Origin of the sequence: Microbacterium sp., assembly GCF_035556355.1 — a bacterium.
Taxonomy (GTDB): Bacteria; Actinomycetota; Actinomycetes; order Actinomycetales; family Microbacteriaceae; genus Microbacterium.
The window spans coordinates 1-14,866 of sequence record NZ_DATMFG010000018.1; the positions used below are offsets into that span (position 1 = coordinate 1).

At 71.4% G+C, this 14,866-nt stretch carries 13 protein-coding genes and 1 riboswitch; of the genes, 6 read left to right on the plus strand and 7 right to left on the minus strand.

Going from position 1 to position 14,866, the window contains the following annotated elements:
- Positions 1–44: 44 nt before the first annotated feature.
- A riboswitch (ZMP/ZTP riboswitch) is annotated at positions 45–128 on the minus strand.
- 155 nt (positions 129–283) lie between these two features.
- From VNR19_RS03415 to VNR19_RS03440, 6 genes are all read left to right on the plus strand, one after another.
- Positions 284–1,813 carry a beta-N-acetylhexosaminidase gene (locus tag VNR19_RS03415; protein ID WP_325723909.1) on the plus strand — a complete coding sequence of 510 codons (1,530 nt, stop codon included), beginning with the start codon at positions 284–286 and terminating at the stop codon, positions 1,811–1,813.
- Entirely contained in the window at positions 1,810–2,934 is a 1,125-nt protein-coding gene (gene nagA, locus VNR19_RS03420) for an N-acetylglucosamine-6-phosphate deacetylase (RefSeq protein ID WP_325723911.1), read from the plus strand. The genes VNR19_RS03415 and nagA overlap by 4 nt, the downstream gene beginning before the upstream one ends.
- A gap of 340 nt (positions 2,935–3,274) precedes the next feature.
- Positions 3,275–5,020, plus strand: coding sequence for a sigma-70 family RNA polymerase sigma factor (locus tag VNR19_RS03425; RefSeq protein WP_325723912.1), 1,746 nt, complete (start codon positions 3,275–3,277; stop codon positions 5,018–5,020).
- Between the two features lie 52 nt (positions 5,021–5,072).
- Positions 5,073–5,456: a YrdB family protein gene (locus VNR19_RS03430; protein ID WP_325723914.1), complete on the plus strand. Its 384-nt coding sequence runs from the start codon at positions 5,073–5,075 to the stop codon at positions 5,454–5,456.
- Positions 5,457–5,459: 3 nt separating this feature from the next.
- On the plus strand, positions 5,460–6,842 hold the full coding sequence (locus VNR19_RS03435; RefSeq protein WP_325723916.1) for an FAD-binding oxidoreductase: 1,383 nt from the start codon (positions 5,460–5,462) through the stop codon (positions 6,840–6,842).
- A complete protein-coding gene (locus VNR19_RS03440; RefSeq protein ID WP_325723918.1) occupies positions 6,839–7,234 on the plus strand; it encodes an NUDIX hydrolase in 396 nt (131 codons plus the stop codon). The genes VNR19_RS03435 and VNR19_RS03440 overlap by 4 nt, the downstream gene beginning before the upstream one ends.
- Positions 7,235–7,527: 293 nt before the next feature.
- On the opposite strand, the gene VNR19_RS03445 is transcribed toward VNR19_RS03440, so the two are convergent.
- From VNR19_RS03445 to VNR19_RS03475, 7 genes are all read right to left on the minus strand, one after another.
- Positions 7,528–8,208: a hypothetical protein gene (locus VNR19_RS03445; protein WP_325723920.1), complete on the minus strand. Its 681-nt coding sequence runs from the start codon at positions 8,206–8,208 to the stop codon at positions 7,528–7,530.
- Between the two features lie 358 nt (positions 8,209–8,566).
- Complete coding sequence (locus tag VNR19_RS03450) at positions 8,567–9,346, minus strand: glucosamine-6-phosphate deaminase (protein WP_325723922.1); 780 nt, start codon at positions 9,344–9,346, stop codon at positions 8,567–8,569.
- Positions 9,339–10,265: an ROK family protein gene (locus VNR19_RS03455; protein WP_325723924.1), complete on the minus strand. Its 927-nt coding sequence runs from the start codon at positions 10,263–10,265 to the stop codon at positions 9,339–9,341. The genes VNR19_RS03450 and VNR19_RS03455 overlap by 8 nt, the downstream gene beginning before the upstream one ends.
- A 43-nt stretch (positions 10,266–10,308) precedes the next feature.
- Positions 10,309–11,220, minus strand: coding sequence for a carbohydrate ABC transporter permease (locus VNR19_RS03460; RefSeq protein ID WP_325723926.1), 912 nt, complete (start codon positions 11,218–11,220; stop codon positions 10,309–10,311).
- The gene (locus VNR19_RS03465) at positions 11,217–12,215 is read right to left on the minus strand and encodes a carbohydrate ABC transporter permease (RefSeq protein WP_325723928.1); all 999 of its coding nucleotides are present in this window, start codon (positions 12,213–12,215) and stop codon (positions 11,217–11,219) included. Before VNR19_RS03465 ends, VNR19_RS03460 begins: the two co-directional genes overlap by 4 nt.
- A gap of 96 nt (positions 12,216–12,311) precedes the next feature.
- Positions 12,312–13,553 carry an extracellular solute-binding protein gene (locus VNR19_RS03470; RefSeq protein WP_325723930.1) on the minus strand — a complete coding sequence of 414 codons (1,242 nt, stop codon included), beginning with the start codon at positions 13,551–13,553 and terminating at the stop codon, positions 12,312–12,314.
- Positions 13,554–13,618: 65 nt separating this feature from the next.
- Positions 13,619–14,815 carry an ROK family transcriptional regulator gene (locus VNR19_RS03475; RefSeq protein WP_325723932.1) on the minus strand — a complete coding sequence of 399 codons (1,197 nt, stop codon included), beginning with the start codon at positions 14,813–14,815 and terminating at the stop codon, positions 13,619–13,621.
- Positions 14,816–14,866: the final 51 nt, after the last annotated feature.

Here is a 14,866-nt window from a genome sequence, read left to right on the forward strand (position 1 = left end):
GCAGAACTCGGTTGTCGAGGCCGTCGCGCAGCGACGGTGTTCCGTGGCCCGGCCCAGGCGTGCGGTCGGTGCCGTGACGGTCGCTCCCCGGTGGTGGGCCCACCTCAACGCCAGTCGCGACACCGGAAGCATAGCCGAAAGCGCACTGCTAGGCTGATCGCGACCCCTTTTGTTAGGGCTCTTTACATGATTCGTCGTCGCGGACGGACCGCCTTCGCCCCGGGCATCACCCCTGGGCGCGACTCTGGCCGCGTGCACGTCGGCACCCCAGAATGGAGACACTGTGACCGAGCTCTCCGTCGTCCCCGCCCCCGCGTCCATCTCCGCCCGCGAGTCCGCCGCATTCCCGCTCGATGCGCAGGTACGCATCGAAGGCGACGCGGATGCCGCCGCCGTCCTCACCGCGCTCCTCGAAGCGCGCACGGGGCTCGAGGTCGGGGCATCCGCGTCCGCAGAGGACGACGCGCGGGTCATCCGCCTCGACGTCGACAAGGGGTCGGGCGACGCCGAGTCGTACCGGCTGACGGTCGACGAGGCATCCGTCGCAATCTCGGGAGCCGACGCCGCGGGGCTCTTCTACGGCGTGCAGACGCTCGGACAGCTCGTCGCGCGGGACGGCGGCCGCTGGGTCGTTCCCGCCGTCGAGATCGCGGATGCCCCGCGCTTCGCGTATCGCGGCGTGATGCTCGACGTCGCCCGCCACTTCCACCCCGTCGAGACGGTCAAGGGCTACATCGACCGCGCGGCCGGGCTCAAGTTCAACGTGCTGCACCTCCACCTGACCGACGACCAGGGGTGGCGCATCCAGCTCGCTTCACGCCCCGAGCTCACGGAGCGCGCGTCGGCGACGTCGGTCGGCGGCGACCCGGGAGGGTTCTTCACCAAGGCCGACTACCGCGAGATCGTCGAGTACGCGGCGTCGCGTCACATGACCGTCGTCCCCGAGGTCGACATGCCGGGGCACACGCACGCGGTGGGGCTCGCGTATCCCGAGCTCGTCGAGGAGCCGGTCATCACCGACCGCGTGCGGGAGACGATCGAGGTGTTCGGCGGCGATCTGCCCGCTGCGGGCGTCCCCTACCAGGGGATCGCCGTCGGCTTCTCGTCGCTGCGCATCCACGACGAGGCGACCTACGACTTCGTCGCGGACGTCTTCGGCGAGCTCGCGGGCATGACGCCCGGCCCGTACCTGCACTTCGGCGGCGACGAGGCCCACGGCACGGCCGATGAGGACTTCGCCGAGTTCGTCGAGCGCACGAGCCGCCTCATCTCCGATCTCGACAAGATCCCGATCGCATGGCATGAAGCCGGCGCCGCACCCGACCTGTCCGACGACACGATCGGCCAGTACTGGGGCTTCGTGCAGCCGACTGAGGGCATGGACGACAACGCGCGCGGGTTCGTCAAGCTCGGTTCGAAGCTCATCCTGTCTCCGGCCGATGCCGTCTACCTCGACATGAAGTACGACGAGTCGACGACGCTCGGGCTGTCGTGGGCGAACGGCCCCACGAGCGTCGAGCAGGCCTACTCGTGGGAGCCGTCCGACGTGATCGACGGCATCGAGGACGACGACATCCTCGGCGTCGAGGCGCCGCTGTGGACCGAGACCGTCCGCTCGGCCGACGACATCGACCACCTGGCGTTCCCGCGGATCGCGGCGGCGGCGGAGGCGGCGTGGTCGCCCGCGACGGGTGCCAGCGACCTGCGCACGTGGGAGTCGTTCCGCGAGCGCGTCGGTGCGCTCGGACCGCTGTGGACCTGCCTCGGCATCGCGTTCCACCCGTCCGACGAGATCCCCTGGGCGTCTGAGTGAGCGTCGATCTCGTCGTCCACTCCGTGTGGTCGGGCGACGACGACGTGTGGGTCGCGATCGACGGCGGTGTCGTCGTCGACCGCGGCACGCGTGACGGCTGGCGCGCGCTCGCACCGCGCGACGCGGTGGACGGTGAGGGCGGATGCCTCGCCCCCGGCTTCATCGACATCCACGGTCACGGCGGCGGCGGCGCGACCTACGACGACGGCGCCGACGCGATCGCGACCGCCCGCGCGATGCACCGCGCCCACGGCACGACGCGCGCCGTCGTGTCGCTCGTGACGGCGTCGATCGACGATCTCGCGCAGCGCGCCGCAATCGTCGCCGAGCTCGCCGAGGCCGACCCCACGATCCTCGGCTCGCACCTCGAGGGGCCCTTCCTCGACCCCGGGCACAAGGGCGCCCACACGGCATCGCTGCTGCGCGCGCCGGATGCGGCATCCGTCGACCGCCTGCTCGAGGCCGGTCGCGGCACGATCCGTCAGGCGACGATCGCGCCCGAGCTCGACGGCGCGGACGACGCGATACGACGGTTCGTCGATGCGGGCGTCGCCGTCGCGATCGGACACACGGATGCCGATGCGGATGCCGCGACGCGAGCGTTCGACGCCGGGGCGACGATCGTGACGCACGCGTTCAACGCGATGCGGGGCATCCACCACCGCGCCCCCGGCCCGGTCGTCGCGGCACTGCGGGACGACCGCGTGACGCTCGAGCTCATCCCCGACGGCGTGCACGTCGACCTGTCGCTCGTCGCCGTGGCCTTCGACGCGGCGCCCGGGCGCATCGCGCTCGTCACCGATGCGATGGCGGCGGCGGGTGCCTCCGACGGGAGGTACGAGCTCGGCGGACTCGATGTCGAGGTCGCGGACGGCGTCGCGCGCCTGTCCGACGGCGGGGCGATCGCGGGATCGACGCTCACGCAGGACGAGGCACTCCGCAACGTCGTCGCGACGGGTGTGGAGCTCGACGTCGCTCTCACGGCTCTCTCCGCGACCCCCGCCCGCGCGATCGGCCGCCGCGATCTCGGCCGGCTCGGGATCGGGTCGGTCGCCGACGCGGTGCTCCTCGACGAAGAGCTGCGCGTGCAGCGCGTGTGGGTCGCGGGCGAACCCGTCTGACGCGGACGGCGGAACGGGGAGAGACGGGGGGCCCGGAAGCGTCTCCCCCGAGCGCTTCCGGGCCCTGCCCTGTGCCGCGGACTCTCGCCCGCGCCCCCCGCACCGCCGCCCGCGTCAGCCCCCCGACCCGAACGACGTCTCTGCACATGAGACGCGGGGATGCGGCATCCGTTACGCGACTCCTGAGATTTTTTTCATCGGGCTGGAATGGGGATGCGGTGCGGCTCGCGCCGTGAGACCGTGAGAATGGTCGGAACGCGTAACGCAGACCCGACTGCGTGCGTCTCGTGAATGACGCCGGTGACCCGGCCGGCGCCGTGAGACGCGCCGAGAGTGAGAGATGACCCGACACGACACCGCGCCCCCCGCGTTCACCGAGACGGCGGATGCCGACCTCGTGCTCCGCACACGCTCCGGCGACCGCGAGGCGTTCGGCGAGCTGTGGCGACGCCACTACCGATCGGGCATCGTCGTCGCGACCTCGGTCTCGCCGAGCCTCGACGCCGACGACCTCGTGCAGGAGGCGTACGCGCGCATCTATCAGGCGATCCTCAAGGGCGGCGGTCCCACGGGGTCGTTCCGCGCATACCTTTTCACCAGCATCCGCAACACCGCGGCGAGCTGGGGGCGCAGTCGACGCGAGGTCGCGATCGACGAGCTCGAGGCGGTCGAAGACCCCGACTCGGGCGAGCAGGCGACACAGGACGCGCTCGATCGCGGGATCACCGCACAGGCGTTCAAGAGCCTCCCCACGCGTTGGCAGGAGGTGCTCTGGTACACCGAGATCGAGCAGATGCGGCCCGCCGAGGTCGCGCCCCTGTTGGGAATGAAGGCGGCGGCGGTCAGCCAGCTCGCGTTCCGCGCGCGCGAGGGCCTGCGCGAAGCGTGGATCCAGGCGCATCTGCGCAGTGTGGCCGATGGATCGGACTGTCAGTGGACGATCGAGCACCTCGGAGCGTACGCCCGCTCGAACCTCGGCCGCCGCGACCGCGGGAAGGTCGAGGCCCACCTCGCGGAGTGCGCGCGCTGCGCGATCGTCGCGGCCGAGGCGCGCGACGTCTCGAACCGGCTCGCGCTCGTGCTGCTGCCGCTCGTGCTGGGCGCGGCCGGGTCTGCGTCGTATCTCGCGTCGCTGCAGGGCGGCGTGACGAGCGTCGCCATGGCGGCGGGCGTCGTCCCCGCGATGCCCGACGCGATCGTCGCGACGCCCGCCGTGGGCGCTGCGGCGGGCGGCGGGGCATCCGGCGCCACCGGCGCTTCCGGGTCCGGCGCCGCCTCGGCCGTGGGCTCCGGCGGCGCGACGGGCGGCGGTGTGCTCTCGAGCGCGGGCGGCATCGCGGCGCTCGCCGTGGCCGCGACCGTGGTCATCGGCGGAGTCGTGGCGGCGGCTGCCGTGCTGCCCTCGCTGCAGCAGTCCTCGACCGTCGCCGAGGCGGCGGCTCAGAGGGGGTCGCTCGACGACCTCGTCGTCGGCCCCGCCACCGGACCCGACGTCACGCCTGCTCCCGAAGCGCCGACGCCCGAGCCGACCCCCGACGAGCCGACGCCCGAGCCGACCCCCGACCGGCCGGTCCCTCCGATCGACGAGACGCCGCCGGTGACGGAGCCCGTCGCGCCCCGCACGGCTCCGCCGGTGGCAGCCGAGCCCGAGGCGCCGAGCGACCCGGGAGGCGGTGACGCGGGCGATCCGGATCCGGGCACCCCGCCCACGACTCCCGTCGACCCGGATCCGCCCGCGGCCGACCCCGACCCGCCGGCGGTCGATCCACTCCCCGCGGGTGTGCCGACGCCGTCGCGCGCGACACCGGAGTTCTCGGCCGGCATGCGTCTGACGCTGCACATCCCGGTCTCGGGTGCGGCAGGCTCGACGGTCGAGGTGCTCCTCGCCGGATCGGTCAAGCAGCGGATCACACTCGACGGGGGCGGTGGCGCCATCGCGTCGATCCGCCCCACGCTGCCGCAGCTGCTCGCAGACGCGTCCGTGGGTCTGCGCTACGTCACCGCGGACCGGGCCGGACCGATCGGATCCACACGGCTGAGCCGCCTCGTCGACCTGCGCGCGATCCTCGCCGCGCTGCCTCGCTGAGCAGGGGCCGCCGAAGCGGTCGGCGGCAGTGCCCGGACGTAGACTGGAGGTCATGCCCGACAAGCCCGACAACACCCCCGCGACGACCGAGCCGGGCACCGTCCCCCGCATCACGGGCATCGACATCCTCGCATTCGTGTGCGAGCTCTTCGCGTTCGCGAGCCTCGCGATCTGGGGCTTCGTCTCCTGGCCCCTTCCGTGGAACATCGTCTTCGGAATCGCCACCCCGGCCGTGGCGATCGTGGTGTGGGCGCTCTTCGTCTCACCGCGCGCCGTGTTCGCGGTGCATCCGTTCGTGCGCGCCGTCGTCGAACTGCTCGTGTACGTGTCCGCGACGATCGCCTGGTGGAGCCTGGGCGCGACGTGGGTCGGGCTCATCTTCGGAGTCGTGGCGGTGACGGTCGGCGTCATCGCCGGTCGCCGCCGGTTCGCCTGAGCCATGGTCGACGTCGTCGACCGGCTGCGCGCGGCCCTCGGAGACCGCGTCGACACGACGCCCGACGCGCTCGCGGCTGCGCGAGCCGACAAATCGGGGCATGCCGCATCCGGTCTTCCCCTCGCGGTCGTGAACGCGGCCTCGATCGTCGACGTGCAGCAGACGATGCGCATCGCGACCGAGACCCGCACACCCGTCGTCGCGCGGGGCGCCGCGACCGGCCTCGCGGGCGGCGCCAACGCGGGCGAAGGCGAGATCGCGCTGTCGCTGCGGGCGATGAACCGCATCCTCGAGGTGCGTCCGGACGACCTCCTCGCGGTGGTCGAACCGGGAATCCTCAACGCCGACCTCAACACGGCGCTCGCCGAGCACGGGCTGTGGTGGGCGCCCGACCCCGCGAGCCGGGCGATCTCGACGGTCGGCGGCAACATCGCGACGGGCGCCGGGGGCCTGCTGTGCGCGAAGTACGGCGTCGTGCGCGATGCGGTGCTCGGCGTCGATCTCGTGCTCGCCGACGGCCGACTTCTGCACCTCGGGCACCGCACCGTGAAGGGCGTGACGGGCCTCGACCTCACGTCGCTCGTGATCGGGTCGGAGGGCACGCTCGGCGTGGTCGTCGGGGCGACGCTGAAGCTCCGCCGGCTCGTGCCGGGCGAGGTGTGCACGATCGCCGCGACGTTCCCCGACGTGCGGGCGGCGGCCGTGGCATCCGCCGCCGTCACCTCGTCGGGTGCGCAGCCCGCCATCATGGAGCTCATGGACGCGCACTCGCTCGCCGCCGTCCACGCGCTGCTGAAGCTCGAACCACCCACACCGGGTGCGGCGCAGCTCACGATCCAGACCGACGGGCCCGCAGCGGTCGCCGAGGCGGATGCGATCGCCGAGGTGCTGCGCGCCTCGGGCGGCGCCGTCGCGCTGTCGCACGACCGGGAGGAGGGCGAGCGACTGCTCACAATCCGGCGGATGATGCATCCGGCGATGGAGTCGCTCGGCACCGCCCTCATCGAGGACGTCTCCGTGCCGCGCAGCATGCTCCCCGCGATGTTCGACGAGATCGCGCGCGTCGAGCGCGACCACGGCGTCACGATCCCGACCGTGGCCCACGCGGGCGACGGGAACCTGCACCCGAACTTCATCTTCGAGGCGGTGCCCGACGTGCACGGGATCGTCGAGGCGCCGGATCACATCTGGGACGCCGCCGACGACCTGTTCCGCGCGGCCCTTCGCCTCGGCGGAACGCTCACGGGCGAGCACGGCGTCGGCGTGCTCAAGCGCCGCTGGCTCGCCGACGAGCTCGGAGACGACCAGTGGGAGCTGCAGCGGCAGATCAAGGCGGTGTTCGACCCGCTCGGCATCCTCAACCCCGGCAAGGTGTTCGCGCGGTGAGTCCCGAGGTGCGCGTGAGCGCGGTCGTCGTGGTCGCAGGCGACCGGGCGCTCGTCGTGCGCAAGCGCGGCGCATCCGTGTTCCAGCAGCCGGGCGGCAAGCCCGACCCCGGCGAGTCGGCGCTCGACGCCGCCGTGCGCGAGGTGGCCGAGGAGACGGGGATCGAAGCGGATCCGGCGTCGTTCGTCCCACTCGGGCGATTCACGGATGCCGCCGCCAACGAGCCCGACCACGTCGTCGTCGCCGACGCGTACCTGCTGCGGGTCGACCGGCCGTTCGCCGCCGCGAGCGCCGAGATCGCCGAGCTGCGGTGGCTCGCCGAGGACGAGGTCGAGCACACTCCCCTCGCGCCGCTGAGCCGGAATCACCTCATCCGGCACGCGTGGGCGTGAGTCGCGGGCGGGCGTTCTCGCGGTAGGAGATGGTCTGGGCGTAGGACGTCTTCGCGGCGTCGGTCCTACGTCTGCACCATCTCCTTCGCTGAGCCGACTCCTCATCGCCGCCCGTCGCAGCGGTCCTTCCGCGCGAGGGGATATCGCGAGCAGAGGACATCTCAGCGCGAAATGCCCTCGCCTCGCGGCATCGCCTCTGCTCGGCGCGACCACCGCCGGAGGACGTCATCGGCAGGAGGCGATCCGGCCGAAGGGATCCCCGCCCCGCGGCACATGCCGGCGTCGAGGCCCCGTCAGGATCTGCTCGACGAGAAGACCTCGACCGCCGGGTGCTCCCGCGCGGCGCTGCGGCTCGCGAGCATGAGCGACAGAACACCGAGGGTGAGCGGCGCCGCGACGACGGCGAGCTGCCCGAGAGTCATGACCGTCACGATCACATCGGTCTCGGATGCCGCCAGATCCGGTCCCGACGCTGCACCGAAGACCTGGATCAGGAGTTGAGGGACCGCCACCGACGCGAGGGCCCATGCTGGCGCCCACCGCAACGGGCCTCGGATGACCCCGGCACGTGCTATCGCGACCACACTGACGATCGACGCTCCGAGCTGGACCGCAATGGACGCATAGCCGATCCCCCTGTGGAAGTCGGCGGTGCCGGGTGTAAAGGGCAGGCGCGATGAGACGACGCCCTCCACGAGCGGCCACGCCGCGAGCACGACCATCGCCGTGACAGCCAGTCGGCGGCGAGCCACGATGCTGCCGGACGGACTGCGGCGGAGTCCGAACGCGAAGACCAGCAGCGCGGCGGAGAACGCCAGTGTGCTGCTCCAGTGCAGCGCTGTGAGCGGGACCGCCACGCCCCGCGACACGACGATCAGCCACGCGAGGCGTGCAACGGCACTCGCGATGAGGAGCGCGCCACCGACGACAAGGGTGCGGCGAAGCGCGTCGTGTCCGGGTGCGGCGTCGTCCACGGCTTCAGCCTAGGACGCGGCCGCCCCTCCGCGAATGCACGACCTCGCGCCGAGTGCACGAGTTCGCGACGTGGGCAAGCCGTGAACTCGATGGGAAGTCGTGCACTCGACGACCCGGACCCTCGGCCCGGAGCGCCGGGATCAATCCCCCTCCCCCGCCCACGCCCTCGCGCGCCCACGCGAGGCGCAGCGCGACGACATGGGGCAGCTCATCCGGATGCGCCACCCGCACTTCCATGCGGCCCACGCTAGCCCCGAGCGCACGACCTCGCGTCGAGTGCACGACCTCGCCACGCAGACAGCCCGTGCACTCGACGGCAACCCGTGCACTCGGCGAGCGAGGAGAGAAGGGAGTGAGCTACAGCCCCTGCCACTCCGGCTTGTTGGCGTACGCGTAGCGGTAGTAGTCCGCGTGCTCGAGGCGCGACGCGGCGGCCTCGTCGACCACGACGGTCGCGTGCGGATGCAGCTGGATCGCCGAACCCGGACACGATGCCGTCACCGGACCCTCGACGGCGCCGGCGACGGCATCCGCCTTGTTCTCGCCGAACGCGAGCAGCATGAGGTGCCGCGCCCGCAGGATCGTGCCGAGGCCCTGTGTGATGCAGTGCATCGGCACGTCGTCGACGGAGTCGAAGAAGCGCGCGTTGTCGAGACGCGTCTGCTCGATGAGCGTCTTCACGCGCGTGAGCGACGCGAACGACGAGCCCGGCTCGTTGAAGCCGATGTGGCCGGACGTCCCGATCCCGAGGATCTGGAGGTCGACGCCGCCCGCCTCGACGATCGCGCGCTCGTAGTCGTCACCCGCGTGCTCGATTCCGTCCAGCGAGCCGTTCGGCGTCCGGATGAGCTCGGGCGTGAGACCGAGCGGCTCGACCACCTCGCGCGTGATGACGGAGCGGTACGACTGCGGATGCGCCGGGTCGAGCCCCACGTACTCGTCGAGCGCGAAGCCGCGCACGCGCGACACATCCACGCCCTCGAGCCGCGGGCGGAGCGCCTCGTAGACCGGCAGGGGGGTCGAGCCCGTCGCCAGCCCGAGCACCGTCTCGGGGTTCGCGCGGATGAGCCGCACGATCTCGTCGGCGACGATCGCGCCCGCCTCCTGCTCCGACGACACGATGATGACCTCAGCCATGGGTGAGAGCCTCCTCGGGGTCGTGGGCGGCGCCGATGAGCGCCGCGCCGAGCGCGGCCGCGGGCGAACCGGCGGGGAGGAGCTCGACGCGGTCTTCCAGGCGCAGTGAACGCATGAACGCGGATGCCTCGGCGCTGGCGCGCAACTCGCTCACGACGTCGCCCAGCAGGCGGTTGCCGAGGGCGGTGATGCCACCGCCGAGCACGACGACGTCGGCATCGACCGTGAGCACGAGCACGCGCACCGAGGCTGCGACACCCCGTGCGAGGTCGCGTCGAAGCTCGAGGGCGCGCGTGTCACCGGCGTCGGCCGCGTCGAAGACATCACGCACCGGAAGCGCGCCGGACAGACCCCAGCGCTCGGCGATGACGCCGCCGCCGGCGAGCGCCTCGATGCATCCGCGCTGTCCGCAGCGGCAGACGGGGCCGTTCGGGTCGACCGAGATGTGGCCGACCTCGCCCGCGGCGCCGCGCGTGCCGCGCCACAGCTCGCCGTCGGCGACGATGCCCGCCGCGATGCCGGTGCCGAGGTTGAGGTACGCCATGGTTCCCGTGCCGCCGTGCAGCGCGTACGCGCCGAGCGCCGCGGCCTTGACGTCGTTCTCGACCCGCACCGGCACGCCGAGCTGCGGCCCGACGGCGGCCGCGAGATCGAGCTCTTCGACCCCGAGGTTCACCGCGTGCACGACGCGCGCGGTGCCCGGCTCGATCTGCCCCGGAATGCCCACGCCGACAGAGCGCACCGCGCCGAGGTCGATCCCGGCCTCCACCCCGAGCGCACGGACGCCGTCGACGATCGTTCGGGTCACCGCATCCGGCCCCCATCCCGTCGCCATACGCACGCGACCGGCGACCACGCCTTCCGTGTCGACCGCGACCACCTCGGTCTTCGTGCCTCCGACATCGAGCCCGACCCTCATCGGCCGGCCTCCCCGCGGGAGGCGGCCTGCGCCTGCTCGCCCATCAGCCCTTGACCGCCCCGGCCACGAGGCCGCTGGTCATGCGGCTCTGCACGAAGAGGAAGAACACGACGACGGGGATCGCGACGAGCGTCGATCCCGCCATGAGCTCGGCCCAGTTGATGCCCCCGTTCGGGTCGAGGAACGTGCGCAGCCACACGGGCAGCGTCATCGCCTCGGGACGCGGGTTCAGCACGAGCGCGAACACGAACTCGTTCCACGCCTGGATGAACCCGAAGATGCCCGTCGCGACGAGGCCCGGCATGAGCAGCGGGAACGTGATGCGCCAGAACGCCTGGGACCGGCTCAGGCCGTCGATCATCGCGGCCTCCTCGAGCTCGGCGGGCACGCCGTTGACGAAGCCGCGCAGCGTCCAGATCGTGAACGGCAGCACCGTCGCGATGTACACCGCCGACAGGCCGATGACGGTGTTGAGCAGGTTCCACCCGTCGATGAGGCGGAAGATCGAGATGATCATCGCCTCGGCCGGGATCATCTGGATGATCAGGATCGAGATGATGAACGCGGCGCGCGAGCGGAACCGGAAGCGCGTGACCGCGATCGCCGCGAGGAACGCGAACACGACCGCGACGACGACCGTGATGATCGTGATGACGACCGAGTTCGCGAGCGCGGGCAGGAACGGCGCGCGCGCCGAGTGGAAGATGACGTTGACGTAGTTGTCGAGCGTCGCGTTGTCGGGCCAGAGGTGCAGGTCGCTGCCGCGCACCTGCGCGTTCGGCTGGAACGACGTGTTGACCATCCAGTAGACGGGGAACACGGATGCGACGAACACGACGATCGCGGCGATCCCGGCGAGGACTCCGCGGACGCGGCGTCGCGGGCTCCGGCGACGACGGGCCGGCGCGGATGCGGTGACCGGCGCCGACGGCGGGGTGAGGGTGGCGGTGGTCACAGGGCCTCCTCGCGGACGCTCCGGCGCACGTACAGGATCGAGATCGCGACGAGAAGCAGGACGACGATCACCGAGATCGCGCCGCCGACGCCGAAGTCACCCGAGCCGAGCGAGACGCGGTAGATGTAGACGCCGAGCGTGTTGGTCTGCTCGGCGAGGCCTCCGATCGACTGCAGCGAGTAGATCTGCGTGAAGACCCGCAGGTCCCAGATCACCTGCAGGATCGTGACGATGATGAGGATCGACTTGATGTACGGCACGACCACGAGGAAGAAGCGCTTCGCGCTGCCGGCGCCGTCGAGCTGAGCCGCCTCCATGACCTCGTCGGGCACCTGGGTGAGACCCGCGTAGACCGTGAAGGCGACGAACGGGATCGCGCCCCACACGATGATGATCGTCGCGACGAAGAAGAAGCTCAGGGGGTTGATGAGCCACGCGTGCCCCACGAACTGCTCGAGGCCGAACCAGTTCGCGAGGATGTGATTGAGCACGCCGTAGTTCGTGTCGAAGATCCAGCCCCACACGATCGTGGCCGACAGCGGAGGCATCGCCCACGCGAGGAGCAGTCCGATCGACACGAGCGTTCGCAGCACGACGCCGAGGCGCCTGAGCAGCAGCGCGACGAGCACGCCGAGCACCATCGTGATCACGACGCAGACCGCCGCGAAGACGACCGAGCGGCCGAGGACCTGCCAGAACTCCGAGTCGCCGAGGACCTCGAGGTAGTTGTCGAGTCCGATGAACTCGGGCGGGGCGCCGAAGACCTGCGCGCGCCCGAACTCCTGGAACGACATGACGAGCAGCTGCACGAGCGGCCACCCCGTGATCACGACGAGCGCGATGAGCGCCGGTGTCAGCAGCGCGTACGGCGTGAAGCCCCCGGCCTGCCGGAATCGCCGACGGCGACTCGGCGGTTCGGGCGCCTCCGGCGCGATGAGCCGCTCCCCGTCGACCGCGCTCACCGCGGGGCCGACGTCGCTGGGCAGCGTGGACATGAGTCCTCCTGATCGTGAGAGCACCGGGCCGGCGACGGTGGGAGCCGCCGGCCCGGTACGGTTCCGGACGCGGACGCCCGGGATGGTTCAGCCGGCTCAGCCGTTGAGGATGTCCTCGATCTTCTGGTCGACCTCCTCGGCGAGCGACTGCACGTCGCCGCCCTGCGCGATCTTCACGAAGAAGTCCTCGAGGATGCGCGCAGCCTCGACCTCGGCCCAGTTCGGCGAAGCCGGGGTGAGCTTCGCGTTGCCCGCAGCCTCGGCGAAGGCCTGCGCCTCGGGCGAGTCGCCGAGCGTGGACGCGAGCGACTTCTTCGCGGGGATGAGGCCGTTCTCGCCGTAGATCGTCTGGAACTCATCGCTCAGGATGATCTCGAGCGCCTTCTTGGCGAGCTCGGGGTGGGCCGACTTCGCCGAGATGCCGATGTTCGAGCCACCGGCGAACACCTGGGCGGCACCGCCGTCGGCGCCGGGCAGCGCGTACACGAACGGAGCGGCCGGCGGGTTCTCGGTCTCGCACGCGCTCGCCAGGCCCAGGGCCCAGTTCGGCGCCGAGAACTGGATGGCCGCACCCTCGCAGTACGGGGTCCACGGCTCGGCGTTGTCACCGTCCTTCGGGGCGACCGACGCGGTGGTCATGAGGTCCTGCACCTGCAGGAGGCCCTTGACCGACTCGGGCGAGCTCAGCTGAGCGTCCCACTCGCCGCCGTCCTCGACGGCGAGCTCGCCGCCGTTCTCCCAGATGAACGGGAGGGCGTTGTACCAGTCCTGACCGGCGAAGTAGATGCCCGACTTGCCGGGGTTGGCCGCAGCGAGATCCTTCGCCTGGGCGATGTAGTCCTCGAGCGTGGCCGGGGCCTCCGACACGAACGCCGGGTCGGCGAACACGACGCGAGCGCCCGAGTACAGCGGCGGAGCGTAGAACTTGCCGTCGTAGGAGCCTGCCTCGACGAAGCCGGGCAGCAGGTCGTCGCCGCCCAGGGTCTCGTACATGTCGGAGATGTCCAGCAGCGCGCCCACCGACGTGAACGCCGGCGACTGCGTGTTGCCGATCTCGACGATGTCAGGGCTGTCCGAGCTCGACAGGCTCGTGGTCAGCTTGTCGACGAGGCCCTCCCACGACTGCTCCTCGATGACCAGCGTGTTGCCCGGGTTCTCCTCCTCGAACGTCTCCTTCAGGTAGTCGCGCGCCTCCTGCGGGGTGTCGGTCCCGTTGAGCCACACGCGGATCTCCGCGCCGGTCTCTTCGGTGCTCCCGCCGCCGCTGGTGCCGGCACAGCCGGCCAGGGCAAGCGCCGTCGCGCCCAGGAGGGCGACGGCTCCGAGCGTCTTCTTCATGATTCCCTCGTTCTCTCTTGGTTCGGATGGGACCTGGCGGGCCCATCCAGGGGGTGTGGTGGCGTCTAGGACACGCCCAGCTGTCCCGACAGGACCATGACGGCCGCTCCGCGCAGGACGATGTCCTGGCCTTGCTCCGTCATCCGCACTCGGATGCCCTCGTGGACTTCGGCGAGCGTCCGGGTGCGGAGGGTCTCGGCGGTCGCTTCCGCGAGGGGTCCGCCGAGAAGTTCAGGGGGGCCGGAGAGCACGATCTCCGACAGATCGAGTGCGCCGACGATGGGCGCCAGGGCGATGCCGAGCCGCTCGCCCGCGTCGCGGAGCACGCCGTCGCGCGCGGAATCGCCGGATGCCTCGGCGAGCCGGCCGGACAGCGACGGCACGGAGATCCACGCTTCGAGGCATCCGACCTTTCCGCATGCGCACAGCGGCCCGCCGTCGGTGCCGACCGTGACGTGGCCGATCTCACCCGCGGCGAATCGGGCGCCGCGCATGGGTCGCCCGCCCGACAGCAGGCCCGAGCCGACTCCTCGGTCCACCTTGACGAGCATCACGTCGTCGCCGGCTCCGCCGAACGTGTACTCGGCGAGCACCGCCGCGTTCGCGTCGTTCGCGACGACGACGGGCAGGTCGAGCGCCTTCTCGAGCGTGGTCTGCAGGTCGAATCCGGTCCACCGCAGGTTGGGTGCGGTGATCACGACGCCGCGGTCGTCGATCACACCGGGGGCGCCGACGCCGACGCCGAGGATCGGCGCGTGCGAGTCGGCGATGAGCTCGCGGACGAGCGAGATGACCGACTCGACGAGTTCGTCCCCCGCCGCCACGGGGATGGATCGGCGCACGACGATGCTCCCGTCGAGGTCGAGCACGGCGGCGCGGAAGACGTCGCTGCCCGACAGGTCGATGCCGATGATGCGGTGGCCGGACCGGTCGAGGTCGACGAGCATCGCGGGCTTGCCGGGGCCGGATGCCTCGCGCACGCCCTTCTCGGCGACGAATCCGTCGGCGATGAGCTCGGCGACGAGGTCGGAGATCGTCACGCGCGTGAGCCCGGTCTCGCGCGACAGGTCGGCACGGCTCATCGCTCCGCTGTGGAAGAGGGTCTGCAGGACGAGCGAGCGGTTGTGCGCGCGGGCGTGCTCGGGAAGCACCTTGGCGGCGCGGCGGAGGTTTCTCACGCCCCGGTCGCGCACGGCGGCGGGTTCCTCTCGGTGCGCGGACGTCGTCGTGGAAGAGCCGCGCTGCACTTCCGATGCAGACATGTTTGTTAGTAGAGCTTACGAACTAACTCCCGCGCAACATCCGCAACCGAT

Coding starts and splice junctions, on each gene's coding strand:
- VNR19_RS03425 (WP_325723912.1), top strand. CDS start 3,275: ATGACCCGACACGACACCGCGCCCCCCGCGTTCACCGAGACGGCGGAT.
- VNR19_RS03430 (WP_325723914.1), top strand. CDS start 5,073: ATGCCCGACAAGCCCGACAACACCCCCGCGACGACCGAGCCGGGCACC.
- VNR19_RS03435 (WP_325723916.1), top strand. CDS start 5,460: ATGGTCGACGTCGTCGACCGGCTGCGCGCGGCCCTCGGAGACCGCGTC.
- VNR19_RS03450 (WP_325723922.1), bottom strand. CDS start 9,346: ATGGCTGAGGTCATCATCGTGTCGTCGGAGCAGGAGGCGGGCGCGATC.
- VNR19_RS03455 (WP_325723924.1), bottom strand. CDS start 10,265: ATGAGGGTCGGGCTCGATGTCGGAGGCACGAAGACCGAGGTGGTCGCG.
- VNR19_RS03465 (WP_325723928.1), bottom strand. CDS start 12,215: ATGTCCACGCTGCCCAGCGACGTCGGCCCCGCGGTGAGCGCGGTCGAC.
- VNR19_RS03470 (WP_325723930.1), bottom strand. CDS start 13,553: ATGAAGAAGACGCTCGGAGCCGTCGCCCTCCTGGGCGCGACGGCGCTT.
- VNR19_RS03475 (WP_325723932.1), bottom strand. CDS start 14,815: ATGTCTGCATCGGAAGTGCAGCGCGGCTCTTCCACGACGACGTCCGCG.